We start from the raw sequence: 22,777 nt of genomic DNA, 5'->3' as shown, positions 1-22,777 counted from the left end.
CTGATGTCCGCCCAGACCACGTCGCCGTCCGGCCCCGCGCTGGAACGGCTGAAGTTCCTCTCCCCGGCGGAGGTCCGCCACGTCGCCGAGACCTTCGGCACCCCGGTCTTCGTCTACGACGAGCAGAGCATCCGCGACAAGGTCGCCCTGCTCAAGGGGCTGCCCAGCGCCTTCGGGCACACCGTGCGCTACTCCCTCAAGGCGTCGCCCAGCGCCGCCGTGATCCGGCTCTTCGACACGCTGGGCGTCCACTTCGACGCCAGTTCCGTGTGGGAGGTCGTCCGCGCGGTCCGGGCCGGGGTGGCACCGGAGAAGATCCTGATGACCGCCCAGGAGGCCGACTTCGGCTCGCCCGAGCTGCCCGGCCTCATCCGGCGGGGGCTGAAGTTCGACGCCGGCTCCCTCCACCAGCTCACCGAGTACGGCGAGGCCTTCCCCGGCACCGAGGTGTCGGTGCGCATCAACCCCGGCTTCGGCTCGGGCCTGGTCCGCCGGCTGACCTCGGGCGGCCCGGACTCCAGCTTCGGCATCTGGCACGAGCAGGTCGCCGAGGTGAAGGCCATCGCCGAGCGCTACGACCTCACCGTGGTGCGGCTGCACGTGCACATCGGCTCCGGCCACCACGCCGACGTCCTGCTGCCGGCCGCGCGGCGCGTCCTGGAGATCGCCCAGGACTTCGCCGACGTCACCGCCGTCGACCTCGGCGGCGGCTACCGCCTGACCGTGATGGCCGACGACCCCGTCTACGACCACTCCGAATGGGCCGAGGAACTCGCCTCCGACCTGCGGGAGTTCGCCGAGGCGACGGGCCGCGGGCTGCACATGGAGATGGAGCCCGGCACCTTCCTCGTCGCCAACGCCGGGTCGATCGTCGCCAAGGTCATCGACGTGGTGACCACCGGCGACGAGGGACGGCGGTTCGTGAAGATCAACGCGGGCCTCACCGAGATCCTGCGGCCGTCCTACTACGGCGCCCCGCACCCGCTGGTGGCCGTGACCCGGGACGGCGAACTGCCGCCCGAGGGCCCGGCGACCGACGTGGCCGGCCACTGCTGCATCGCCGGTGACGTGCTCACCACCCGGTCCGGCTCGGTCGAGGAGCTCAACCCGGTCCGGCTCGGCGCCGTGACGCCCGGCGACTACCTCGTCGTCGAACGGGCCGGCGGCTACTGCGCGAGCATGTCGATGAAGAACTTCAACTCCTACCCGGAGGCGCCCGAGGTGCTGCGCCGCCCGGACGGAACCTTCACCGTCATCCGCGCCCGGCAGACCATCGACCAGGTGACGGCCAACGAGATCGTCCCCGACGACCTGACGACGGAGGCGGTGTGACGACCGCCGTGCAGCAGCCGGCCGCCACGGCCCGGCTGAACGCGACCTTCGACGGGGCCGCCCTCGCCGAGGAACTGACGGAGCTGCGCCGGCACGCGTGGCAGCGCCAGCGGGTCTACGGCGACGAGATCGGCTGGGAGTCGAAGGTCGACTGGACCTGCCTGGCCCTGCGCAGCCCCGGCGGCGACGGCGACCGTACCGACCCCGGCGGTCCGGGGCCGGTCGACTTCGCCGACACCGCGTGGCTGGACCGCGCCCCGCGCGCCCGTGCGGTGCTCGGCTCCATCCCGGCGCCGCTGCGTGCCGTGCGCTACATGGCGCTCGGCCCGGGCACCCACAGCCATCTCCACTTCGACACCAAGTACGGCCCCTCGTGGGGAGTGGCCCGGCTGCACGTGCCGGTCACCACGAACCCGGACGCCGTACTGACCCTGGACGAAGAGGACCACCGCTGGCAGCCCGGCGAGTTCTGGTTCGGCGACTTCAGCCGCAACCACCAGGTCGGCAACGACGGCACGGAGCCCCGGGTCCACCTGGTCATCGACACCCTGGTGGTGCCGGAGCTGGCGGAGATCTTCCCCGACTCCTGGCGGGAGTTCCTGCTGGCCGGCGGTGCGGTGCTCAACCGGCCGGCCACGCGGCTGCCGGGCGCGCCGAAGGAATGGGAGTGCGCCTTCGAGGTGCCGGAGACCTTCACCGACTGGGAGGAGGAGGACGGCGCGTTCCTCGACCCCGCGGTGGCGCGGCGCCGCGCCACGGTGCACGCCGAGGACGACCACCTGCTCCTCACCTTCGAGGGAGCGTCTCCGGTCCGGCTCGTCCACATCGAGGACGGGGAGTTCCGGTACGCGGGCTGGTCGGAGGAGCGCACGGTCCAACTGCGCCGCGAACACAGGGAAGTTGTACTACGCAGTCGCGTTGGCAGTACGGTGCGCAGTCTGCCCCTGCCGCTGCTCCACGACCCGAGGTAAGGATGAACCCCTTCGTCACAGCTACCGGGGGCACCGCTCCCGGTGGCTGGGACCGCCTGGTCGGTCCCCACATGTACCAGTCGTCCGGCTGGCTCGACTTCTGTCATGCGGACCAGCCGGGCCGGGTCGGCGCGGTGTACACCGGCTCCCCGGCCCGGCCCGAGGCCGGGGTCCCGGTGACGGCGGTGCGGAGCATGGGCAACTCCTTCTACCGGTGGGACGAGCTGCTCACCTCCCGGGGCTTACCGAGCCCCGGCCCCCGGGGACTGATGACCGGTCAGCACTGGGGCTACCACACGCAGGTGCTGCACCACCCGGCGCTCACGCTCGACGAGGCCGCCGCCGCTCTCCTGCCCGAGCTGCGCCGGCAGGCCGACGCCCCGGTGACCCGGGAGCTCGCCGGGATCGAGGACCGGGACCCGGTGCCCTGCATGGCGATGTACCTGGACGACCGGACCGTCGCCGCGTTCCGGCGGGCCGGGGTGACCGCGCCGCCGGTCCTGCTGCAGCTGGAGGCCTGGATCCCGGTGCCGGACGGCGGCTGGGAGGGCTATCTGGACAGCCTCGGCTACAAGCGTTCCGTGCGGGTGCGCCGCGACCGCCGGCGGTTCGAGGAGGCCGGATACCGCGTCGAGCAGCTGACCCTGGACGAGTGCTGCGAGGAGGCGGGCCATCTGCTCGCCTGCACCCAGCGCCGCTACGGCCACGCGGCCGACGCCAAGGCGTTCGCGGCGTCCTTCGAGGACCAGGCCCGCGCCATGCGGGGCCGCACCGAGGTCTTCCTGGCCCGCACCGCCGAGGGCCGGCCGGTCGGCTTCTGTCTGTACTACGTGTGGGGCGACTCGCTGTACCTGCGCGCGGCGGGCTTCGACTACGAGGCCCTGACCGGTGCGGCCGAGTACTTCAACGTCGTCTACTACCTGCCGCTGCAGCAGGCCTCCGGGCGCGGGGTGCGCCGGATGCACGCGGGCATCGAGGCGTACGAGGCCAAGGCGCTGCGCGGCGGCCGGCTGAACGCCCTGTGGCTGCTCGACCTCAGTGAGCGGAGCGTCCTCGCTGGGCGGGACGAGGAGGTGGCCGCGGCCAACGCGCAGACCCTGCGCACGCTGGTCGGCGAGTCGCGGACGGTGGCGGGTGCCCTCGCCGACCCGGCCCTCGCGGAGCTGCTGTGAACGGGTCCGGGCGGCGGGTGCTGACCGGCCCCTTCCTCAGGTTCTGGCTGATCCAGATCTGCGCCCAGGTGGGCGCCAAGGTGGCGCTGCTGTTCCTGCCGCTGATCGCGATCAGCGGCTACGGGGTGAGCCCGGCGGTCGTGGGCTTCCTCAACGCCCTCCAGTACTTCCCGGTGCTGGCGGTCGCCCTGCTCTTCGGCAGCGCCTTCGACCGCTGGGACCGCCGTACCTGCTTCGCCGTCGCGTTCCTGGGCAACAGCGCCGCGCTGCTGATGGTGCCGCTCTACGGCGACGGGGCGCACCGCGTGCTGGTGCTGATCGGCGTCTGCACGGTCATGGGCTGCCTGGTGGCGTTCTCCGACATGTGCGCGCAGACCGTGCCGCCGGACCTGGTGCCGCCGGACCGGCTGGTCGCGGCCAACGGGCGGCTGGAGTTCGTCTACTCGATGTGCCTGGTCGGCGCCCCCGGCGCGGCCGGCCTGCTCTACGACCGGACCGGCACGGGTCCCGGTCTCGTGGTGATCAGCGCGATGTGCCTGGCGGCCGGCCTGCTGAGCCTGGGGCTGCGGATCCCGCGCCGCCCGCAGTCGAGGACCGAGGACCGGCCGCGGGCCTGGGCGGCGACCGTGTCCGGCATGGGCTTCCTGCTGCGGCACCCCATTCTGCGGGTGACGACCGCGCAGGCGGGGATGTTCAACTTCCTCGAACAGGCGGTCCTGACGATCTATCTGCTGCTCGCCGTGCGGGTCTGGCATCTCTCCCCCGCCCAGGTCGGGCTGACGATCACGGTGGGCGGCTTCGGCACCATCTTCGGCGCCGTCGTGGCGAGCGGCCGGGGCGGCCGGATGTCCACGGTGCGGGCCCTGGTGGTCGGCATGGGGCTCGCCTCGCTCACCCCGACGCTGCTGGTGTTCGCCGCCGGCCCGCGCCCGGTGCTGATGACGACGGCGAGCGTCGCGTTCCTGGTCTACGGCTTCGGCATGACGGTGTACAACGTGCACGCCGTCTCGCTGCGCCAGGTCCTCACCCCGGCCGAGCGGCTGGGCAGCGTCTCGGCGGCCTACCGGTTCTTCGCCTTCGGGCCGATCGGACTCGGCGCCCTGCTCGGCGGCTGGGCCGGCGGCTTCCTGGGGCTGCGTGCCTCGATGACCGTCTTCGTCGCCCTGCTCGCCGTGAGCTTCACCGTCTTCGCCGTCGAGGTGCTGCGGCTGCGCGCGGCGATCACCGCGGTGCTGCCGAGCGAGCACGCCGACGCGCCGGGCACCGGCCCGGCAGAGCCGCTGGATTCCGCCCCGGTCTCCCCCGCAAACCCCTCGTGAGGTGACGCCCGTGTACCCGGACAACCGCAAGCCTGCCGTGGTCGTGATGAGTGACCTGGTCGTTCTCGCCCGCCAGACCCGGCTGATCGAGGAGATCGTCGCGCGGGACCTGGTGCCGCTGGTCCTCGTCGGACCGGACACGCCGATGGACCGGCTGCGCGCCCACATGGCCGACCCGGCGCACCCGCTGTCGCTGATGGACGAGCTGGTGCGGGTCCCCGACTCCTCGGTGGACACGGTGCTGGCGGCGGTGCAGGACTGGGTACGGGAGTACGACGTCAAGGCGTCGATCTGCTGCGGCGAGGTCTTCGTGGACCCTGCCGGAGCGCTCGGCGAACTGCTGGGGCTGCCCGGCCCCGGCGGCTGGGCGGCCCGGGTGTGCCGGGACAAGATCATGCAGCGGACCGCGCTGGACGCCTTCGGCCCGCGCTGGCGGGCGGTCGCTCCGAGCGGCCGCGCCGAGGCGGAGCCGCCCGGCTATCCGGCCGTCGTCAAGCCCGCCGGCCGCATGTACAGCTCGGGGGTGCGCCGGGTGGACGACGCCCAGGCCCTGCGCGCCGCCCTGGAAGGGTACGGTCCCGAGGAGTCGGTGCTGCTCGAAGAGCTGGTGGAGGGGCCGGAGTTCTCCGTGGAGGCCCTGGTCTTCGACGGAGAGGTGCTGTGGTCCGGCATCACCGCCAAGCGCACCAACGAGGACGGCGGACGCTTCTTCACCGAGATGGGCCACACCAGTCCGGCCCCCGGCCTCACCGGGGACGAGGAGGAGGCGCTGCTCTCGGCGAACGCGGGGGTGCTGGCCGGGATCGGTTTCCGGTACGGCATCACGCACGCGGAGTTCCGGCTGTCCCGGGGCGAGGCGGTGCTGATGGAGGTGGCCGCGCGGCTGCCCGGCGACGCGATCACGATGCTGTGGCATCTGGCGACCGGGGTCCCGATGGAACCGGCGATCGTCGACCTGGCCCTGGGTGTGAAGCCGGACTACCCCCGGCCGGCCCGCCGCGCCGTCCAGCGCTATCTCGACCACGGGAGCGGCCAGTTGGGCGATGTCGGCCTCGACGGTGCGGAGGCCGGGGTGTCCTGGATCAAGCGGGACGGCCTGTGGCCGGCCGCGACGCCGGCGGACGCGCAGGCACCGGCGCGGTGCACGGCCGTGCTGGTGGCCCGGGAGTCCGGTGAACTCCTCGGCGAGCAGGCGGACTCCGGGGCCCGCTCGCTGTCGGTCGTCGGCGACGGACCGCTCGACGCCGACCTCGACGCGCTGAGCCGGCAGTGGGTGTCGGCGGTGCGCGTCGCCGTCGGCGAGACGTCCGCGGCGGGGTGACCGCCTCGCCGCCCGGGCCGTCCGGCCCGTCGCCGGACGGCTCCGCCCGCTACAGCCAGCCCCTGGTCACCGCTTTGATGCCGGCCTGGAACCGGTTCTCCGCGCCGAGCTTGTCCAGGAGGGCCGTGAGCGAACGGCGCAGGGTACGGATGGAGACCCCGATCTCCCGCGCGATGACGTCGTCCCGGACGCCTGCCGCCATCAGCCGCAGGATCGCCTGCTCCTGCGGGGTGGGCGCGTCCGGCAGCCGCACCAGGTCGTCGAGCGGGGTGGCGGTGATCCACCAGTGTTCCAGGACGCGGCGCGCGGCATCGGTGATCACGGCCGGCCGCAGGACGACCAGGCCGTCGTCCTCCGGTACCGAGAACATGACCAGGCTGTCGCTGACGATGATCCTGAGCGGGACCGAGCCCATCAGCCTGACGCCGACCCCGAGGGCGGAAAGACTACGCAGGTGCTTGGCCCCGTTGGGCGATTTGAAGTAGCACTCGCCGTACAGACTACGTACGACCACCCCGCGGCGACGCGCGTAGCGCGTACGTTCCAGCTCCTCACCGAGGGTGCCGTCCGCTGGTACCGGACCGGGGTGGGTGCTGATGATCTCGTCGACCGCGACGGTGGTGGTGTCGAACAACGCCTCCGTGATCTCCGCCGGTTCCGTCAGGCGGTGCAGCGTGTAGGACACGCCGTCGGGCCACACGCCGGTACCGGGCCGGGCCGCCGCACGGCCGAGGGACTCGCCGAGGTGGACGAACTCCCCGGCCAGGTCGCGCAGTACCAGGGCGGTGCGCTCGACGAGGCGCCGCACTTCCGCCTCGGGTTCCGGCCCAAGTGGCTGTGCGTGGCCGGTGGATGGGGAATTCCCGGTGTCGCGGTCACCCTTCGAGAGGCTCGCACCGAGGGAACCCACGCGTGCCACACCGCTCGAACCGGTTCGCAAACCCATCTCCCCCTCCTTCGAACATCGGGCGCAGCGTACCAAGATCATCTGGGGTTATGACCAAAACTCCCATTATACAGTGGCGTTGACCCGGGTGATCGTCGCGGGTCGACGCCGCACAGTGGCCTCCGGCGGCCAGGCCGATTAGTGACAGCGAACTGATCTGGACCACGGCTCGAATGCGATGTCACAATGTTCTCACCGCCAGGAACAGGGTCTTGCCGTTTCAATGGCACAGCGGCCAGGGGCCCTTGACACGCAGCCTCCCACGACACGGAAGAGGACGAGTTGTCGAACCGCAGCGATAGCAACATTCGCCCGGGCTGTCGTCCTACCTGTCCACACCTGGCATATCAGTCGGCCGGTCGGGGTCTTGGCACCGCGACCACCGCACGGTTCTAGGGGTTTCAAGACCGGGAAAATCTGGCACACACCTGCCTCCGGGGTGCTGCGCCGCTTACGCATGCGCCGGAACACCTCATTCCCGCATGGAACCATCAGTCACCCTTGACCAAGGATGAGATCTGCATGGAGAAATCCGCCACCCTGGCCGATCTTCGAGGTACCCCCGCATCTCCACTGAGCCCTCGGGCTCTCACTCGCCGTACCAGTCTCTGCCTGCCCCCGGACTTCTCGCTGACGGAGTGGCAGCGATTCGGCAGGCATTTATTCCTGATATCTGACTCGTCCTGCTGGTGGCTCGGCGACTGGCTTGTTTACGGCCAGGAGAAGTATCCGAACCGATACCGCAAGGCGACGGAGGAAACCGGACTGGACTACAAGACGCTGCGCAATTACGCCTGGATCGCCCGGCGTTACCCGGCGTCCGAGCGGCATCCGAAGGTCAGCTTCCAGCACCACGCGGAGGTCGCCTCGCTGGATCCCGCCGCACGCACGGTGTGGCTGGAACGCGCCGCCCAGGAGGGCTGGTCGAGAAACATGCTCCGCCAGCAGGTGCGCCTCGCACTGTCGGCCCAGCCGGAGGAGAACGACCAGCGCATCCGCGTCCAGGTGCACGTCAGCAGCGAACAGGAGGGCAGGTGGGCCACCGCCGCCGAGCGCCACGGCCGTAACCTCGCGGACTGGATCGTGCTCTGCCTCGACCGGGCGGCGAGCGAGGAGGACACCCCGGCGCACTGACGACCGGCCGTACACGTGTCAGCGGCCCGACGGGCCGGCCGGACTCCGCGCCGGCACCCCGCCCGGGGCGTCCCCGGCGGTCCGGTCGCCACCGGGCCCGCCGGGGCGGGGTCTCCTGTTGAGCAGCGCGACGCCGGCGAGGGTGACGACTCCGCCGAGGCACTCCACGAGTCCCGGCTTCTCGCCGAGCCACACGTAGGCGACGACGAGGGCGGTCACGGGCACGAGGTACAGCGCCGCGGTCGCGGCGGTGACCGTGAGCCGGGCGACGGCGTAGCCCCAGACCACGAATCCGGCGGCCGACGGCAGGACCCCGAGGTAGAGCGCCGCCAGGGTGGCGCCGGCCGGGGCGTCCGCCACCGCACGCACCGTGGCGGGAGCGAGCGGGAGCAGCAGGACGGTGCCCGCCACCATCGCGTAGACGGCGACCTCGAAGCCGCTGTAGTCGCGCAGCAGCGGCTTGATGGCGAAGTGGTACACGGCCTGCGCGACCGCGGCCGCGAGGACGGTCCAGGCCGCCGCGGTGTAGCCGGTCCGGCCGCCCGTCACGGCGATGAGGGCCGTACCGGCGAGGGCACAGAGGGATCCGCCGACCTTGGCCGGGCCGAGCCGCTCGCCGAGGAAGGCCGCGGCCAGCAGTGCGCTGATCGCCGGGACGGTGGCGACGATCAGGGCGGCGGTGCCCGCGGGTACATGCACCTCGCCCCAGTTCAGCAGGAGTTGGTAGGCGCTCATCCCGGCGGCGCCGACGGCCACGATGCGCGGCAGGTCCCGGCGGCCGGGCAGCCGTACCGTCACCCAGGGCAGCACGGCGGCGAGGGTCGCGGTGGCCACCAGGAGGCGGAGCAGGGACAGCGGCCCCGGCCCGTATCCCTCCAGGGCCACCCGGATCGCCGGGAACGCGGAGGCCCACAGCACCACGGTGGCGGCGAGCGCGAGCAGGGTCTTGTCGGGCTTCACGCCATCGACTGTGCCGTCTACGATCGTTCAGGTCCAGTTAGGTTTTCTTGCGTCGATCGGTAGGTGGGCTACTTGTTGGACGTACGCCGGCTGCGTCTGCTCGCCGAGTTCGCCGCGCAGGGCACGGTGGCGGCGACCGCAGAGGCGCTGCATCTCACCGGCTCGGCGGTGTCCCAGCAGCTGGCCGCCCTGGAGAAGGAGGCCGGCGTACCGCTGCTGCTCAAGCGCGGCCGCAGGCTGGAGCTGACGGCCGCCGGACAGCGGCTCATCGATCACGCCCATGTGGTCCTGGGCAACCTGGCCGCCGCCGAGTCCGAGCTGGCCGCGATGCGGCGCGGTGAGCGCGGCAGCGTGCGCATCGCGGCGTTCCCCACCGCCGCCCGCGCGCTGCTCCCCCGGCTCTGGCCCGACCCCGGCCAGGCACCGGCGCCCGACGCCCCGGTCATCCACGTCTTCGAGCAGGAACCGCACGCCGCCGAGGCCGCGCTGGGCAGGCACCAGGTCGACATCGCCGTCACGCACACCTACAGCCTGGTGCCCCGCCCGCTGCCCCCGGGCTGCGAGCAGCGCGCACTGTTCGAGGAGCCCGTGCTGCTCGTCCTCCATCCGGCCGACGCCGCCCGCCACGGCCTGGCCGCGGGTGCCCCCGCCGAGCTCAAGGACTTCGCCGACGCCCCCTGGCTGCTGCCCGGCCCCGAGACGGCCTGCCACGAGATGACCCAACGTGCCTGCGGAGCAGCCGGATTCGTGCCCCAACCGGTGGCCGTGGCGAACGACTTCACGGTGCTGACGGCACTGATCAGCCGCCGTGCCGGGGTAGCCCTCATCCCCCGGCTGGCGCTGCCGTCGCCCTCTCCGGAGCTGAGTGTGCACATGCTGACCACCCCGGTGCACCGCAGCGTCCAGGCCGTCTACCACACGGGGACGGGCCGGCGCCCCGACATCTGCGGCACGCTCGACATGCTGGCCTCGGCGGCGGACTCGCAGGTGCCGGCCCCCACCGGCCGCCCGTGATCCCCACGACCGGCCGGGCCCGGCCCGCCGTCGTACCCCGGCTGCCGTCCGCGCGGTTCAGGTGGCCGAGTCCACCGGTTCCGGGGTCCGCTCCGGCGCGGCCTGCGGGGTGGGGGCCCGGTCCGCGTTCACGACCACGCCGGCGATCAGGGCGCCCAGCAGCAGCGCGGCCATCGCCCACCAGGTGGCCACGTTGAAGCCGTGCACCGCGGCCTTCGCCGCCAGCAGCGTCCGGTCCGGGACGGTCGCGGCGTGCGCGGTGGCGTACCGGGTGGTGACGCTCGCGGCGATGGTGTTGAGGAGGGCCGTACCGATCGAACCGCCCACCTGCTGGGCGGTGTTGAAGGTGGCCGAGGCCGCGCCCGAGTCGCGCGGGGCGACGTTGCCGGTGGCCAGGGAGACGGAGGTCATCATCGCCGTGCCCATGCCGAGGCCGAGCATCAGCATGCCGGGCAGGATGTGCGAGGCGTACGCCGGTTCCACCCCGACCTGGGCGATCAGGGCCAGCGCCCCGGCCGCCACCAGCAGTCCGGGCACCATCAGCACGCGCGGCGGGACCCGGTGCAGCAGCCGGGCGGCGATCTGGGTGGAGCCGGTGACCATGCCGACGGTGATGGGGAGGTAGGCGACGCCGGTCTTCACGGGCGAGTAGCCGAGGACGCGCTGCATGTAGTACGTCAGGAAGAGGAAGACGCCGAACATGCCGATGGTCACCAGCAGCACGGTGAGGAACGCGCCGATGCGCTGCCGGTCCCGTACGACGGTCATCGGGAGCAGCGGCACCGGGGCGCGCGTCTGCCAGTACCCGAAGAGGCCGAGCAGCGCGACCCCGCCGAACAGCAGCGTCAGGACCAGGCCGTCGGTCCAGCTCCGGGACTCCGCCTCGGAGAAGCCGTAGACCAGGGAGAGCATGCCCGCCGAGCCGAGCAGGGCGCCGGGGACGTCGAGGCGGGCGTCGGGATGGCGGCCCCCGCCGGGCAGCAGGACCCAGGCGCCGGCGAACGCGGCCAGGGCGATCGGCACGTTGACGTACAGGCACCAGCGCCAGTCCAGGTACTGGGTGAGGAAGCCGCCCGCCAGCAGCCCCACTGCGGCGCCCGCGCCGATGATGGCGCCGAAGATGCCGAACGCCTTCCCGCGTTCCTTCGGATCGGTGAACGTCGTCGCGAGCAGCGACAGCGCGGCCGGCGCGAGCAGCGCGGCGAACACGCCCTGCAGCGCCCGCGCCCCGAACAGCATCCCCTGGTTGACCGCGGCCCCGCCGAGCGCGGAGGCGGCCGCGAAGCCGACCAGGCCGGTCATGAAGGCGATCCTGCGTCCGGCGAGGTCGGCGATCCGGCCGCCGAGCAGCAGCAGTCCGCCGAAGGCGAGGGTGTAGGAGGTGATCACCCATTGCCGGTTGCCGTCGGACATGTGCAGGGCGACCTGGGCGGAGGGGAGCGCGATGTTGACGATGGTCATGTCGAGCACGACCATCAGCTGGGCCAGTGCGATGACGACGAGGGCCCACCAGCGTCGGTTGTCGGCCATGGGCCAATCGTGCTCCCCCACCGCGCACTTGGGAACGCCCGCGTCTCTTATTACGGTGTTTTTGCCGAGCCGCGCGCCCGCCCCGAACCGCGCGCCGCGCGAGCCCCTCCCGTTACCCCAGGGCGTCCCGGCACAGCAGCCGCAGCGAGCCGTGGCCGCCGTAGCAGCGCCGGGCCTCCTCGATCGGGTCCCAGAGCCGGCCGTCCGGGGTGCGGATCCAGTGCTCGCCGCCGGACGCCCACCACTCGGCGCCGGTGTGACGGGCGATCACCTCGCCGGCGTAGGCCCCGAGACCGCGCAGCGTCTCGCGCACGGCGTCGTACGGCGCGCCCTCCCGGCGTATCTCCTCGATCACCCGGTCGACCCGCCACAGGCTCTGCGCCGAGTAGTCGAGCCGGACCCGGGCGCCCTCGCGCATCATCGCCACCGCGTCCGCCGCCCACCGGGCGGGTCTGCCGGCGGCATGCGGCCTGGTCTGTTGCTGCTGCTGCGCCGTCCCATGGCGGGGTGTCACGTGGTGGGCTGTCGCACCGGTCACATAGGTCACACAGGGAAGAGCGAGGCCGGCCGCGGATTCGTCACCCGGATCCGTGGCTGTTCCCGCAACCGGCGCAGGACCCCCGCACCGCCCTCACCAATGGTTCACCCGAGGCCGCGGGCCCGGCGCGAGACCACCGCGCGCAACACCCGGCGGCCCTCGGTGGAGACGTCCAGCGCGCGGCGCAGCCCGGCCGCACCGTGCCCCGCGAGCAGTTCGAGCACCGTGACCTGGCGGCGCAGTTCGGCGGCGACCAGCGGGGACATGCCCTCGGTGCCGCCCTCGCGGCGGGTGTCGACCGAGGGCGCCGCGTCCTCGGCGGGGTCGAGGAGCCGGTGGATCTGCAGCGAGGCGACCGAACAGGCGTCGGCCCACAGGCGGACGCCTGCGGCCTCCTGCGACACGGGCGCGGCGTCGAGCATCCGGCGGGCGAGCGCCTCGGCCTCGTCGGCCCGGCCGCCCGCCGCCGCGCCGGTCTCCTCGCCGGCGCCGAGCGAGCCGCGCGCCTTCTCCAGTCCCGCGCTCCAGTCGGAGCCGTCGGCGAGGCTCGCCCACAGCGGCCGCAGCACCAGGTCGTCCCCGCCGAGCAGCGGCACGCACCGATCCAAACAGGCCAACCCGCTGGCAGCCAGTCCGCGTTCATCGGCCTGAGCGATCAGCTCCACCAGGCTCATCCCACGCCTCCCAGAAACGGTACATACCAAGGCCCCACTTGCACGGAGCTCGTACTTTCCCTAACTGCGTGCGACGGTACGGCAGTGTCACACGGGTCGGGCACCCGGGATCCGGAGGAGTCCGAAGAAAGGCTTTTCGGCCAACGGCGCGGTACGCGGCCGTGGATCAGAGCCCGGCCGGAGCGGCGCCCGCCATCGCCTTCTCGTGCTGCATGCGGGTCAGCCGCAGGACGAGGACGATCGCGAGGACGGCGGCGGCCAGGTCGAGGGAGTCCGAGAGGATCAACCGCAGCGCGCCGTCGTGCACTTGGGCGGCGCCCTCGGCGTCGTCGCCGTAGCCGGTCGTCCCGGCGCGGTCGGCGAGCAGCGAGGCCAGCCACAGCGTCCACCAGGCGTTGATCAGCGTGTGCGAACGGGTGGTGCCCCAGGGGGTGCTGGCGTCCCAGATGTCGAGGGTGATCCGGCGCGGGTACCAGAGGTTCACAACCGGCACGAACCAGCCCCCGATCGCCCAGCCCGGCGACTTGCGGTGCCCGAGCGGGTTGAAGACCTGGGCGTTGGCCCGCACCCGCTGGAACCAGCACAGGTAGACGATCACGCAGGCGACCAGCGAGACGGCCTGGGCCCCGGCGGCGACACCCAGCAGCTCGTCGGCGCGGTCGGCCCGGCGGAACGCGGCGGCGCCGGTCTCGCCGTCGGCCAGCGCGCCGGTGGCGTCGTACTGCAGGTAGTCCGCCAGGACGGCGAACAGGTCGGCGGCGACGACCGCCCCGAGCAGTACGGCGGCGGCCCAGCCGAGACCCACCGGCGAGCGCAGCCACAGCCCCGGCGTGCTGCCGAAGGCCGGGGCCGGCTCGGGCGAGTCGCCGAGACAGCGGTGGCACAGGGTGGCGCCGGGCGCGGCGGCGAAGTGGTGGCAGCGGGCGCAGATCAAGACGGTTCCCCCGGGACGCGGCAGTGCACGGAACCCTCCCCTGGCCCGCGCGCGGAATGCGGAACATACGGCCCGTCACCGCCGTACGTCCACCCGTATTGCCGCGGTCGCCGCGTCCCCCGCGGGTCAGCCCAGCCGGTTCGCCAGGGCCCTGAAGTCCGTCCAGGACATCGTCGGGGGGTCCGGGTCCCAGAGTTTCTGGATGGTGGCCCGCAGCGGCATCCGGATGCCGGCCGCCACCTGGTCCTGGGTCTGGGAGCCCGCGAGGTCGCACCAGACGGCGAAGGAGCCGCCGAGGACCTGGGGTTCGTACCGCGCGGCCACGGCCGAGGTGCCGCGCAGCATGCGCGGGATCCACTGCTCGTAGATGCGCTGACCGGTCGGGTAGACGAAGGTGTTGGGCTCCCCGAGGACGTAGTAGAGGTACTCGTCGTTGTAGTTGAGGACCTTGCGGCCCGCCCTCAGGTACTCCACGGGCTGCCGGGCGCCGATCTCCTTGCCGGTCCAGTAGGCGACCTGGAGGTCGTCGGCGGGCTGCACGGAGGCACCCCGGAGGAAGCCGTCGTTCCAGGCCCGCAGGGTGCGGTCGTGGGCGCGGACGGTGTCGGCACGGGCGTTCAGCCAGCCGGTGGTGAGGTCGGCGACGGTCGCCCCGTCGCCGTACTCCTGCTCGGCGGCTGTCGCCAGCTGCGGGTAGGAGGCCTGCGGGTTCGCGACAGTCAGGGCCTGGTACTCGTCGCCGCCGAGGTTCCAGTAGGAGCCGGGGAACAGGTCGGCGTACTCGTCCAGCAGATCGTCGACGAGCTTCGCCGAGGCGTCCTTGGAGATGTCGACGGCACCCCTGGTGGCGACGCCCTGCGCGTTGCGCAGCTGCAGCTCCGGGTGGGCGGCGAGGACGGCGCCGAGGTGGCCCGGCGAGTCGATCTCCGGTACGACCTGGATGTGCCGGGCGGCGGCGAGCGCGACGATCTCCCGCACCTGCGCCTTGGTCAGGTGGTCCCGGGAGACGATCTCGGGGTGGCTGTCGGACTCGATCCGGAAGCCCTGGTCGTCGGAGAAGTGCAGCCCGAGCTGGTTGAACTTCAGGTCGCCGAGTTCTCGTATCCGGGACTCTATCCAGGCCGCGGTGAACGGCTTGCGCGCGATGTCCAGCATGAACCCGCGCTGCGGCTTGGCCGGCTGGTCCCGCACCACCCCCTCAGGGGCCGTACCGCCGCCGTGCACCTCCTGCTTCAGCGTCCGGGTGCCGTAGAAGACGCCGGCGTCCCCGGGCCCGCTGATCCGGACCGTCCCGCCGCGCACGGTCATGGTGTACGACTCCGGGTCCCCCGTGCCGCCGAGGTCGAGCCGCAGGTCCCCGGGCCTGACATCGTCGTCCGCGCCCTTCTGCCCGGCGTACGACAGCCCCAGCTCGCCCGCGGTCAGGCGCCCCTCGTCGGCCAGTGCCGCGTCGCTCACCACGACCCGGCCGCCGCGCTGCGGGCGCCAGCCGGGGCCGCGGGCGGCGGTGTGGGAGCGGACCGCGGGGATGGTGCGGGGGGCCTGGGAGAGGGGGTAGCTGCGGGTGGGCGAGGGAGTGGGGGTCGCCGCCCCGGAGCGCGCCCCGGACGAGGCCGCCCGGTCGCTCCCGGACGGCTGCCGGGCCGCTCCTGCGGTGCTCCCGCCGTCGCCGCCGCCCGAGGAGGCCCATACCCCGATGCCCGTGCCGAGCGCGACGGTCCCCGCGAAGGCCGCGGCGACCACCACCGCCCGCCTCCGCGTGAACTGCCGTGCCGACGGCCTGCGCCTGTGCTGGCTCACGGCTACAACTTACGACGCACCCACCGCACGGCCGTCACCGACGCAATCTGAAACTCTCCCGTTCGGGTGAAATTCAGGCAACCAACGGACACACCGTGAACGTCCTCGATAACGTCGACGACACATCTCTCACGGCATCCACTGCCACCCCTGCCACATCGCATGTGACGCGAGGACCCACGCTGCCCGCCCACCGCCTGCCCCATCTCCCCACTCCGCTGGACGCCTTCAACGCCGCTCCCGACGACGAGGCCGACGCGCTGCTCCTGCACTGCCTGCACAGCCTGCGCTGGTCCCGCCGCATCGCCGACCACCGTCCCTACCCCGACGTGGAGTCCCTGCTGGCCGCGGCGGACGAGGCGGCGTACGACCTGTCGCCGGCGGACCTCGCCGAGGCGCTGGCGGGCGAGAGCCTCCCGGAGCTGCCCGCGGACACCTACTCGGCGGCCCACACCGCACTGACGGCGGCACACGCGGCCTACGAGGCCAAATTCGGCCACGTCTTCGTCGTCTACCTGGGCGACACACCGCCCGCCGAATCCCTGGACCACGTCCTGGCAGGCATCCGGTCACGTTTGACAAACGATCCGGAGGAGGAACGGGTCATCGCGGCCGAGGAGCTCCGGCGCCTTGCCAGGGAACGGCTGCAGTCCCTCCTGAGGGGCGCGGGGAACTGCGCGACCAGCCCCAACGGCGCCGCACCCGGCAGATAACCGCACAGACCACCCCCGGTCCCGTCGGCGCTCACCCATACGCGTGCCACTTTGATCACACCGGTAGGCCCGGCGTAAGCCCAGCGGCAGCGCCTCGCTACGATGCTGGGGGCCGGTGGACCGTACCCGGCCGGGCCCGACCGACACCCACAAGCCGGCGCGGCCCCGATACCCCGCTCCCGGAGGGACTTCCGTGCCGGCTGGAACGCTGTACCGCGGCCGGGAAGGAATGTGGTCCTGGGTGGCTCACCGAGTCACCGGCGTCCTCATTTTCTTCTTCCTGTTCGTTCACGTGCTGGACACCGCTCTCGTCCGCGTCTCCCCCGAGGACTACGACAAGGTCGTAGCCACGTACAAGACGCCGATCGTCGCACTGCTGGAGTACGGCCTCGTGGCCGCCATCCTCTTCCACGCGCTCAACGGCCTGCGTGTCATCGCCGTCGACTTCTGGTCGAAGGGCCCGCGCTACCAGAAGCAGATGCTCTGGACGGTCGTCGGTGTCTGGGTCGTCCTGATGGCCGGGGCCGTTTACCCCGTTCTCGGCCACGCCGCTCGTGTCCTGTTCGGGAGCTGACGCAGATGTCGACCACTGAAACCACCGCCGGCGTCGGTCCCGTCGAGGGCGCCCCCCTCTTCAACGTCGACAACCCGGCCCCCCTCATCGAGGCCCCGCGCAAGCGCACCAAGAAGACCCCGCGCTCCACCCGCGGCAACTTCGAGATGGCCGCCTGGCTGTTCATGCGCCTGTCCGGCGTCGTGCTGGTCGTCCTGGTCCTCGGCCACCTGCTGATCCAGCTGGTGCTGGACGGCGGCGTGTCGAAGATCGGCTTCGCCTTCGTGGCCGGCCGCTGGGCGAGCCCCTTCTGGCAGGTCTGGGACCTGCTGATGCTGTGGCTCGCGATGCTGCACGGCGCGAACGGCCTGCGCACGATCATCAACGACTACGCGGAGCGCGCGAACACCCGGCTGTGGCTCAAGGGCCTGCTCTACACGGCCACGGTGTTCACCATCCTGCTGGGCTCGCTGGTGATCTTCACCTTCGACCCGAACATCCGCTAGGCACGGGGCTGCGAGAATCATGAAGATCCACAAGTACGACACCGTCATCGTCGGCGCCGGTGGCGCGGGCATGCGCGCGGCCATCGAGTCCACGAAGCGCAGCCGCACCGCGGTCCTGACCAAGCTCTACCCCACCCGCTCCCACACGGGCGCCGCGCAGGGCGGCATGGCCGCCGCGCTCGCCAACGTGGAGGAGGACAACTGGGAGTGGCACACCTTCGACACGGTCAAGGGCGGTGACTACCTGGTCGACCAGGACGCCGCCGAGATCCTGGCGAAGGAGGCCATCGACGCCGTCCTCGACCTGGAGAAGATGGGCCTGCCGTTCAACCGGACGCCCGACGGGACGATCGACCAGCGCCGGTTCGGCGGCCACTCCCGCAACCACGGCGAGGCCCCGGTCCGCCGGTCCTGCTACGCGGCCGACCGCACCGGCCACATGATCCTCCAGACGCTGTACCAGAACTGCGTCAAGGAGGGCGTGGAGTTCTTCAACGAGTTCTACGTCCTGGACCAGCTGATCACCGAGGAGGACGGCGTCCAGAAGTCGTCCGGTGTGGTCGCCTACGAGCTGGCCACCGGTGAGATCCACATCTTCCAGGCGAAGGCCGTCATCTACGCCTCCGGCGGCACCGGCAAGTTCTTCAAGGTGACGTCGAACGCGCACACGCTGACCGGTGACGGCCAGGCGGCGGTCTACCGCCGCGGGCTGCCGCTGGAGGACATGGAGTTCTTCCAGTTCCACCCGACCGGCATCTGGCGCATGGGCATCCTGCTGACGGAGGGCGCCCGCGGTGAGGGCGGCATCCTCCGCAACAAGGACGGCGAGCGCTTCATGGAGAAGTACGCGCCGGTCATGAAGGACCTCGCGTCCCGTGACGTCGTGTCCCGCTCCATCTACACGGAGATCCGTGAGGGCCGCGGCTGCGGTCCCGAGGGCGACCACGTCTACCTCGACCTCACGCACCTGCCGCCGGAGCAGCTGGACGCCAAGCTCCCGGACATCACCGAGTTCGCGCGCACCTACCTCGGTATCGAGCCGTACACGGACCCGATCCCGATCCAGCCCACCGCGCACTACGCGATGGGCGGCATCCCGACCAACGTCGAGGGTGAGGTCCTCTCGGACAACACCACCGTCGTCCCGGGCCTGTACGCGGCCGGCGAGGTCGCCTGCGTCTCCGTCCACGGCGCCAACCGCCTGGGCACCAACTCGCTCCTCGACATCAACGTGTTCGGCCGCCGGGCGGGCATCGCGGCCGCCGAGTACGCGCACACCGTCGACTACGTCGAACTCCCGGAGAACCCGGCCGAGTTCGTCGTCTCCCAGATCGAGCAGCTGCGCTCCTCGACGGGCAACGAGCGGGTCGCCACGCTCCGCAAGGAGCTGCAGGAGACCATGGACGCCAACGTCATGGTGTTCCGCACCGAGCAGACGATCAAGACGGCGGTCGAGAAGATCGCGGAGCTGCGCGAGCGCTACAAGAACGTCTCGATCCAGGACAAGGGGCGTCGCTTCAACACGGACCTCCTCGAGGCGATCGAGCTCGGCAACCTGCTCGACCTCGCCGAGGTCATGGCGGTCTCCGCACTCGCCCGCAAGGAGTCCCGCGGCGGTCACTACCGCGAGGACTACCCCAACCGCGACGACGTCAACTTCATGCGCCACACCATGGCGTACCGCGAGGTGGGCGACGACGGCACGGAGTCCATCCGTCTCGATTACAAGCCGGTCGTCCAGACCCGCTACCAGCCGATGGAGCGTAAGTACTGATGGCAACTCCCGTTCTGGACAAGGTGGAGGCGGAGGCCGCGGCCTCGGACCACCTCATCACGGTCACCTTCCGGGTCCGCCGGTTCAACCCGGAGGTCTCCGCGGACGCCGTCTGGGAAGACTTCCAGCTGGAGATCGACCCGAAGGAGCGCGTCCTCGACGGCCTCCACAAGATCAAGTGGGACGTCGACGGCACGCTGACCTTCCGCCGCTCCTGCGCGCACGGCATCTGCGGTTCGGACGCGATGCGCATCAACGGCAAGAACCGCCTCGCCTGCAAGACGCTGATCAAGGACATCAACCCCGAGAAGCCGATCACGGTCGAGCCCATCAAGGGCCTCACGGTCCTGAAGGACCTGGTCGTGGACATGGACCCGTTCTTCCAGGCGTACCGCGACGTCATGCCCTTCCTCATCACGAAGGACACGAACGAGCCCACGCGTGAGCGGCTCCAGTCGGCCGAGGATCGCGAGCGCTTCGACGACACGACGAAGTGCATCCTCTGCGCGGCCTGCACCTCCTCGTGCCCGGTCTTCTGGAACGACGGCCAGTACTTCGGCCCGGCGGCCATCGTCAACGCGCACCGCTTCATCTTCGACTCGCGTGACGAGGCCGGCGAGCAGCGCCTGGAGATCCTCAACGACCGCGACGGCGTCTGGCGCTGCCGCACCACCTTCAACTGCACGGACGCCTGCCCGCGCGGCATCGAGGTCACCAAGGCGATCCAGGAAGTCAAGCGCGCCCTGATCACGCGCCGCTTCTGACCTACCCGGTCCCGCCCGACGCCGAGGGCCCCGCTCCTGTGGAGGGAGCGGGGCCCTCGTCCGTCACGACGTTGCGCACATCAGCAGCCCCGGCTCTTTACAAGCTACGCCGAGAAGCGACACCCCTGTTCCATACTTGACCGTATACCGACAAACAGGCAGGTCTGCCACACTTCGAGCCTCGGTGTCCCTCACCAACGGGGGTGGCATGGGTGACAAGGAGCTCAACCCCGCTCTTCCGGAGTTCGACCCCTCACTGCACGTCGGATATCCGAAGCCGCTCGGACAGGCCGGCGCGTCCGAAGCAGCACTGTTCACCGCGGCACCGCTGCTGACCGCCGGAGCCCTGACACTGATCGGCGTCGTCAGCGCGGACGCCGACAAGTTCCGTCTGCCGGGGACTTCGCTGCTCCTCCTGGTCCTGACCGTGATCGCCCTGGTGACGAGTATCCAGATCGGCTATCAGGCGCGGCAGCGGCTCTACTCCTACCAGGACCTCAAGGACTGGCTCGCCGTCGAGAAGCCCGAACCTGCCTTCGTCAAAGCGCAGCACAAGGACTACGTCAAGTGGTTCGATCAGACGCTCTTCGCGAGCGTGACGTACGACTTCGGCACGGTGCTGCTCTTCCTGAGCGTGTCGTTGGTGCTCGTCCCTCAGCACGGGCTGACGGCATTGCGCTGGGCAACCATTGCGGTGGCGCTCGCCGCGACCGTGGGCCAGACCGCGTGGTCACTGGTGACCTACTTCCCCAGTCTCATCGCGTGGGCCCGACGCAAAAAGGAAAAGAAGGCCCCGGACACGGGCGATTCCCTACCGGAGAGGAGCACGGTGACATGATGTACGACGTTGAACTCCCGGGCCATTTGGCGTTGTTCATCCAGTGCCCGCTGTGCGGTTCCTGTCCCGAGCCGGACAGGGCCTACACGGTGGCCGACCCCGGCAAGTGGCAAAGGCTGCTGGCGTCCGGTGACATGACGGCCGTTGCCTCCTACTTGCTGGCGGACCTCCAGATCTTCGTACACGGCACCTGGCGCGACAGGCCGTGTCCGGCGAAACCGCTGCCGGGCCCTGCCCTGCACAAACTCGACGGCAGCGAGGCCATGGAGAGGGCCCAGGAGCTCAGCGATCTGCTGAAGCGCGACTGATCGCGCACCGACGTCCATGGGTACGATGTGCGCCGCGGCGCCGCCTCCTGGCGCGCAGGATCCGGAGACGGCGAGCGGCGAACGGCGATGGCAGATGGTGACGGGAGCGGCGGTCGCGCACCCCGCGGTCGGACCCGGGTGGGCATCGTGGCCGTCGCCCTTGGCTGTTACGCACTCGGCGACACCGCGGACCGCATCCGAGCAGCCGTCGCCTTCGCGGAGCGCTGGTGGCCGTGGGCGCTGCTCGGACTCGCACTGGTCAATCTGGTGCGGTCCGCCGTGTCGGCCGAGGCCCTGATAGGTCCGCTGGCGCTCGGAGGAATCGCACTGGCGGGACTGGTGCTGGCCCGGAAGGTCGACGGGCGGGCACTGGAGGACTGGATCCCCGTCGGTCTCGCTCTGGCCGGGATCGGCCTCGTTCTGTCGGCCGCTCCGGACACATCGACCACCCGGTGGTCCCGGGTGCTGTCGACCGGACGGATCACGGTGCCGGCGGATGCCGGGCCGTTGCTCACCGTGCGGGCCGTCCTCGGGGACCTGCGGGCGGACCTGACCCGGCTGGAGGACGGGGCGGGGCGGACGACGGTGCATGTGACGGCGGTCGGCGGGCATGTGCGGCTGATCGTGCCGAAGGAACGGCCGGTATCGGTACACCGGACCGGCGCGGCGCTGACGCGTCTGACGGACGGTGGTGACAACGCCCCGTGGACTCCCGGCGGAAAGGCTCGGCTGACCGTCCACGTGCTAGGTCTCTGCGGCGCCGTCTCCATCGTCCGGGCGTGAGACGCCACCGCCGTGCTCATACGGCAGGTCGGACGTCGCGGAGCCGGCGAAGAGCCTCGAAACCTGCTCGAAGAGGTGCTGCTCGTCCTCCCGCCCGGCGGGCAGCGGATGGTGCAGGGCTTCCAGAAGATCGAAGCGGTGCAGGTCGAAGACGACGTGCATCAGGCCGGAGTACGCCTGAGCCGCGACGACCGCACCCTTGTAGGCGACAGCCGACAGCACGAGTGATCCCAACGGGAGCCAGAACGCTCGCGGTTCGTCGCAGAGCGCAAGGACGAGGACAACGGTGAGAGCAAGAAAGGCCCAGCACAGGTTGACGGCCGTATCCAGAGCGTCCCGGGTGGACCGCAGCGCCTCGGACATGCGAGGGGAGACCTGCATATGGATACGCGGCCAGGAGGACAGGGTCGTGAGGCCGTAGCGCTCGCCCGCGCTCAGCTCTCCGGCGCGGAGGGCGTTGCCCAGCGCCGTGGGCAGCAGGACCTCGACGGACGGACGTGCGGCGAGCCTGCGCCGCGCGTCGACGGCGACGAGGTCGATGCCGGCGGCCTTCTCACGCAGGCTCACGTACCGGCGACGCTGCACCTCGGCGAGCACGCCCGCCAGCCTGGCAGTAGCCGGCCACCGGTCCCAGTAGCCCTCCAGCACCCGTACCGCCCGCACCTGGAACGGCTGCAGCAGCAGGCCGAGCAACGAGGCGCAGACGGCGACCACCGCGATCAGGCCGAGCGCTGCCGTCGGCCGCTCCGGCCACACCGCGGCCCAGTCACTGCGTCCGGAAAAACTCCCCGCCCGCACCAGCGCGAGCACCCCGGCGACGAACAGCGCGCACGGCGCGAAGTGCACCGACAGCACTCGTCGCACGACGCCCGTCCTCCCCGTACACCACACTC

General features: G+C 71.4%; 23 protein-coding genes. 15 read left to right on the top strand and 8 right to left on the bottom strand.

Annotated features, from left to right (window positions below):
- Nucleotides 1-3 precede the first annotated feature (3 nt).
- The 5 genes from ACFZB3_RS11805 to ACFZB3_RS11785 all read left to right on the top strand — a co-directional run bounded on the left by ACFZB3_RS11805 (nt 4) and on the right by ACFZB3_RS11785 (nt 6,115).
- Nucleotides 4-1,332, top strand: a complete 1,329-nt coding sequence (locus ACFZB3_RS11805; protein ID WP_391373354.1) for a diaminopimelate decarboxylase — start codon at nt 4-6, stop codon at nt 1,330-1,332.
- Nucleotides 1,329-2,303: an aspartyl/asparaginyl beta-hydroxylase domain-containing protein gene (locus ACFZB3_RS11800; protein WP_391373351.1), complete on the top strand. Its 975-nt coding sequence runs from the start codon at nt 1,329-1,331 to the stop codon at nt 2,301-2,303. The genes ACFZB3_RS11805 and ACFZB3_RS11800 overlap by 4 nt, the downstream gene beginning before the upstream one ends.
- A gap of 71 nt (nt 2,304-2,374) precedes the next feature.
- Entirely contained in the window at nt 2,375-3,475 is a 1,101-nt protein-coding gene (locus ACFZB3_RS11795) for a GNAT family N-acetyltransferase (protein ID WP_391373348.1), read from the top strand.
- Nucleotides 3,472-4,794 (top strand): MFS transporter, encoded by a 1,323-nt coding sequence (locus ACFZB3_RS11790; RefSeq protein ID WP_391373345.1) that lies wholly within the window; start codon nt 3,472-3,474, stop codon nt 4,792-4,794. Before ACFZB3_RS11795 ends, ACFZB3_RS11790 begins: the two co-directional genes overlap by 4 nt.
- 10 nt (nt 4,795-4,804) lie before the next feature.
- Nucleotides 4,805-6,115, top strand: coding sequence for an ATP-grasp domain-containing protein (locus tag ACFZB3_RS11785; RefSeq protein ID WP_391373342.1), 1,311 nt, complete (start codon nt 4,805-4,807; stop codon nt 6,113-6,115).
- A 49-nt stretch (nt 6,116-6,164) separates the two neighbouring features.
- Here the strand turns inward: ACFZB3_RS11785 and ACFZB3_RS11780 are convergent, their stop codons facing one another.
- Nucleotides 6,165-6,923: a LuxR C-terminal-related transcriptional regulator gene (locus tag ACFZB3_RS11780; RefSeq protein WP_391373339.1), complete on the bottom strand. Its 759-nt coding sequence runs from the start codon at nt 6,921-6,923 to the stop codon at nt 6,165-6,167.
- Between the two features lie 660 nt (nt 6,924-7,583).
- On the opposite strand from ACFZB3_RS11780, the gene ACFZB3_RS11775 reads away from it, so the two are divergent.
- Complete coding sequence (locus ACFZB3_RS11775) at nt 7,584-8,195, top strand: LmbU family transcriptional regulator (protein WP_391373336.1); 612 nt, start codon at nt 7,584-7,586, stop codon at nt 8,193-8,195.
- Between the two features lie 18 nt (nt 8,196-8,213).
- Here the strand turns inward: ACFZB3_RS11775 and ACFZB3_RS11770 are convergent, their stop codons facing one another.
- The gene (locus tag ACFZB3_RS11770; protein ID WP_391373333.1) at nt 8,214-9,155 is read right to left on the bottom strand and encodes an EamA family transporter; all 942 of its coding nucleotides are present in this window, start codon (nt 9,153-9,155) and stop codon (nt 8,214-8,216) included.
- 72 nt (nt 9,156-9,227) lie between these two features.
- Between ACFZB3_RS11770 and ACFZB3_RS11765 the strand changes: the two genes are divergently transcribed.
- Complete coding sequence (locus ACFZB3_RS11765) at nt 9,228-10,169, top strand: LysR substrate-binding domain-containing protein (RefSeq protein WP_391373330.1); 942 nt, start codon at nt 9,228-9,230, stop codon at nt 10,167-10,169.
- 57 nt (nt 10,170-10,226) lie between these two features.
- On the opposite strand, the gene ACFZB3_RS11760 is transcribed toward ACFZB3_RS11765, so the two are convergent.
- The 5 genes from ACFZB3_RS11760 to ACFZB3_RS11740 form a co-directional block, all read right to left on the bottom strand.
- Nucleotides 10,227-11,699, bottom strand: coding sequence for a DHA2 family efflux MFS transporter permease subunit (locus ACFZB3_RS11760; protein ID WP_391373327.1), 1,473 nt, complete (start codon nt 11,697-11,699; stop codon nt 10,227-10,229).
- A 112-nt stretch (nt 11,700-11,811) separates the two neighbouring features.
- Entirely contained in the window at nt 11,812-12,120 is a 309-nt protein-coding gene (locus ACFZB3_RS11755; protein WP_391374043.1) for a hypothetical protein, read from the bottom strand.
- 221 nt (nt 12,121-12,341) lie between these two features.
- Nucleotides 12,342-12,911 (bottom strand): hypothetical protein, encoded by a 570-nt coding sequence (locus tag ACFZB3_RS11750; protein ID WP_391373324.1) that lies wholly within the window; start codon nt 12,909-12,911, stop codon nt 12,342-12,344.
- A gap of 166 nt (nt 12,912-13,077) precedes the next feature.
- Nucleotides 13,078-13,845, bottom strand: a complete 768-nt coding sequence (locus ACFZB3_RS11745; RefSeq protein WP_391373321.1) for a DUF4328 domain-containing protein — start codon at nt 13,843-13,845, stop codon at nt 13,078-13,080.
- 126 nt (nt 13,846-13,971) lie between these two features.
- Nucleotides 13,972-15,645 carry a family 20 glycosylhydrolase gene (locus ACFZB3_RS11740; RefSeq protein ID WP_391373318.1) on the bottom strand — a complete coding sequence of 558 codons (1,674 nt, stop codon included), beginning with the start codon at nt 15,643-15,645 and terminating at the stop codon, nt 13,972-13,974.
- A gap of 164 nt (nt 15,646-15,809) precedes the next feature.
- On the opposite strand from ACFZB3_RS11740, the gene ACFZB3_RS11735 reads away from it, so the two are divergent.
- The 8 genes from ACFZB3_RS11735 to ACFZB3_RS11700 all read left to right on the top strand — a co-directional run bounded on the left by ACFZB3_RS11735 (nt 15,810) and on the right by ACFZB3_RS11700 (nt 21,884).
- Nucleotides 15,810-16,358, top strand: a complete 549-nt coding sequence (locus ACFZB3_RS11735; protein WP_391373315.1) for a 2-oxo-4-hydroxy-4-carboxy-5-ureidoimidazoline decarboxylase — start codon at nt 15,810-15,812, stop codon at nt 16,356-16,358.
- Between the two features lie 193 nt (nt 16,359-16,551).
- Entirely contained in the window at nt 16,552-16,932 is a 381-nt protein-coding gene (sdhC, locus tag ACFZB3_RS11730) for a succinate dehydrogenase, cytochrome b556 subunit (RefSeq protein WP_071659649.1), read from the top strand.
- Nucleotides 16,933-16,937: 5 nt separating this feature from the next.
- On the top strand, nt 16,938-17,417 hold the full coding sequence (locus ACFZB3_RS11725) for a succinate dehydrogenase hydrophobic membrane anchor subunit (protein ID WP_351714984.1): 480 nt from the start codon (nt 16,938-16,940) through the stop codon (nt 17,415-17,417).
- A 19-nt stretch (nt 17,418-17,436) separates the two neighbouring features.
- Nucleotides 17,437-19,191: a succinate dehydrogenase flavoprotein subunit gene (sdhA, locus tag ACFZB3_RS11720; RefSeq protein WP_391373310.1), complete on the top strand. Its 1,755-nt coding sequence runs from the start codon at nt 17,437-17,439 to the stop codon at nt 19,189-19,191.
- On the top strand, nt 19,191-19,955 hold the full coding sequence (locus ACFZB3_RS11715) for a succinate dehydrogenase iron-sulfur subunit (RefSeq protein WP_361283262.1): 765 nt from the start codon (nt 19,191-19,193) through the stop codon (nt 19,953-19,955). Before sdhA ends, ACFZB3_RS11715 begins: the two co-directional genes overlap by 1 nt.
- 208 nt (nt 19,956-20,163) lie before the next feature.
- Entirely contained in the window at nt 20,164-20,793 is a 630-nt protein-coding gene (locus tag ACFZB3_RS11710; RefSeq protein WP_391373307.1) for a hypothetical protein, read from the top strand.
- Entirely contained in the window at nt 20,790-21,101 is a 312-nt protein-coding gene (locus ACFZB3_RS11705) for a hypothetical protein (RefSeq protein ID WP_391373304.1), read from the top strand. Before ACFZB3_RS11710 ends, ACFZB3_RS11705 begins: the two co-directional genes overlap by 4 nt.
- Nucleotides 21,102-21,248: 147 nt before the next feature.
- The gene (locus ACFZB3_RS11700) at nt 21,249-21,884 is read left to right on the top strand and encodes a hypothetical protein (RefSeq protein ID WP_391373301.1); all 636 of its coding nucleotides are present in this window, start codon (nt 21,249-21,251) and stop codon (nt 21,882-21,884) included.
- On the opposite strand, the gene ACFZB3_RS11695 is transcribed toward ACFZB3_RS11700, so the two are convergent.
- On the bottom strand, nt 21,846-22,748 hold the full coding sequence (locus tag ACFZB3_RS11695) for a hypothetical protein (protein ID WP_391373298.1): 903 nt from the start codon (nt 22,746-22,748) through the stop codon (nt 21,846-21,848). The two genes, ACFZB3_RS11700 and ACFZB3_RS11695, sit on opposite strands and share 39 nt — an antisense overlap.
- Nucleotides 22,749-22,777: the final 29 nt, after the last annotated feature.

Source organism: Streptomyces sp. NPDC008092 (genome assembly GCF_042957285.1).
GTDB lineage: Bacteria > Actinomycetota > Actinomycetes > Streptomycetales > Streptomycetaceae > Streptomyces.
The sequence above is the reverse complement of the archived record's forward strand: the minus strand, read 5'-3'. Positions and strand labels throughout refer to the sequence as shown.

Bases quoted from the DNA above. Each gene is read 5' to 3' on its own strand.
- ACFZB3_RS11805 (WP_391373354.1), top strand. From the start codon at position 4: ATGTCCGCCCAGACCACGTCGCCGTCCGGCCCCGCGCTGGAACGGCTG.
- ACFZB3_RS11795 (WP_391373348.1), top strand. From the start codon at position 2,375: ATGTACCAGTCGTCCGGCTGGCTCGACTTCTGTCATGCGGACCAGCCG.
- ACFZB3_RS11775 (WP_391373336.1), top strand. From the start codon at position 7,584: ATGGAGAAATCCGCCACCCTGGCCGATCTTCGAGGTACCCCCGCATCT.
- ACFZB3_RS11760 (WP_391373327.1), bottom strand. From the start codon at position 11,699: ATGGCCGACAACCGACGCTGGTGGGCCCTCGTCGTCATCGCACTGGCC.
- ACFZB3_RS11755 (WP_391374043.1), bottom strand. From the start codon at position 12,120: ATGATGCGCGAGGGCGCCCGGGTCCGGCTCGACTACTCGGCGCAGAGC.
- ACFZB3_RS11750 (WP_391373324.1), bottom strand. From the start codon at position 12,911: ATGAGCCTGGTGGAGCTGATCGCTCAGGCCGATGAACGCGGACTGGCT.
- ACFZB3_RS11725 (WP_351714984.1), top strand. From the start codon at position 16,938: ATGTCGACCACTGAAACCACCGCCGGCGTCGGTCCCGTCGAGGGCGCC.
- sdhA (WP_391373310.1), top strand. From the start codon at position 17,437: ATGAAGATCCACAAGTACGACACCGTCATCGTCGGCGCCGGTGGCGCG.
- ACFZB3_RS11715 (WP_361283262.1), top strand. From the start codon at position 19,191: ATGGCAACTCCCGTTCTGGACAAGGTGGAGGCGGAGGCCGCGGCCTCG.
- ACFZB3_RS11710 (WP_391373307.1), top strand. From the start codon at position 20,164: ATGGGTGACAAGGAGCTCAACCCCGCTCTTCCGGAGTTCGACCCCTCA.
- ACFZB3_RS11705 (WP_391373304.1), top strand. From the start codon at position 20,790: ATGATGTACGACGTTGAACTCCCGGGCCATTTGGCGTTGTTCATCCAG.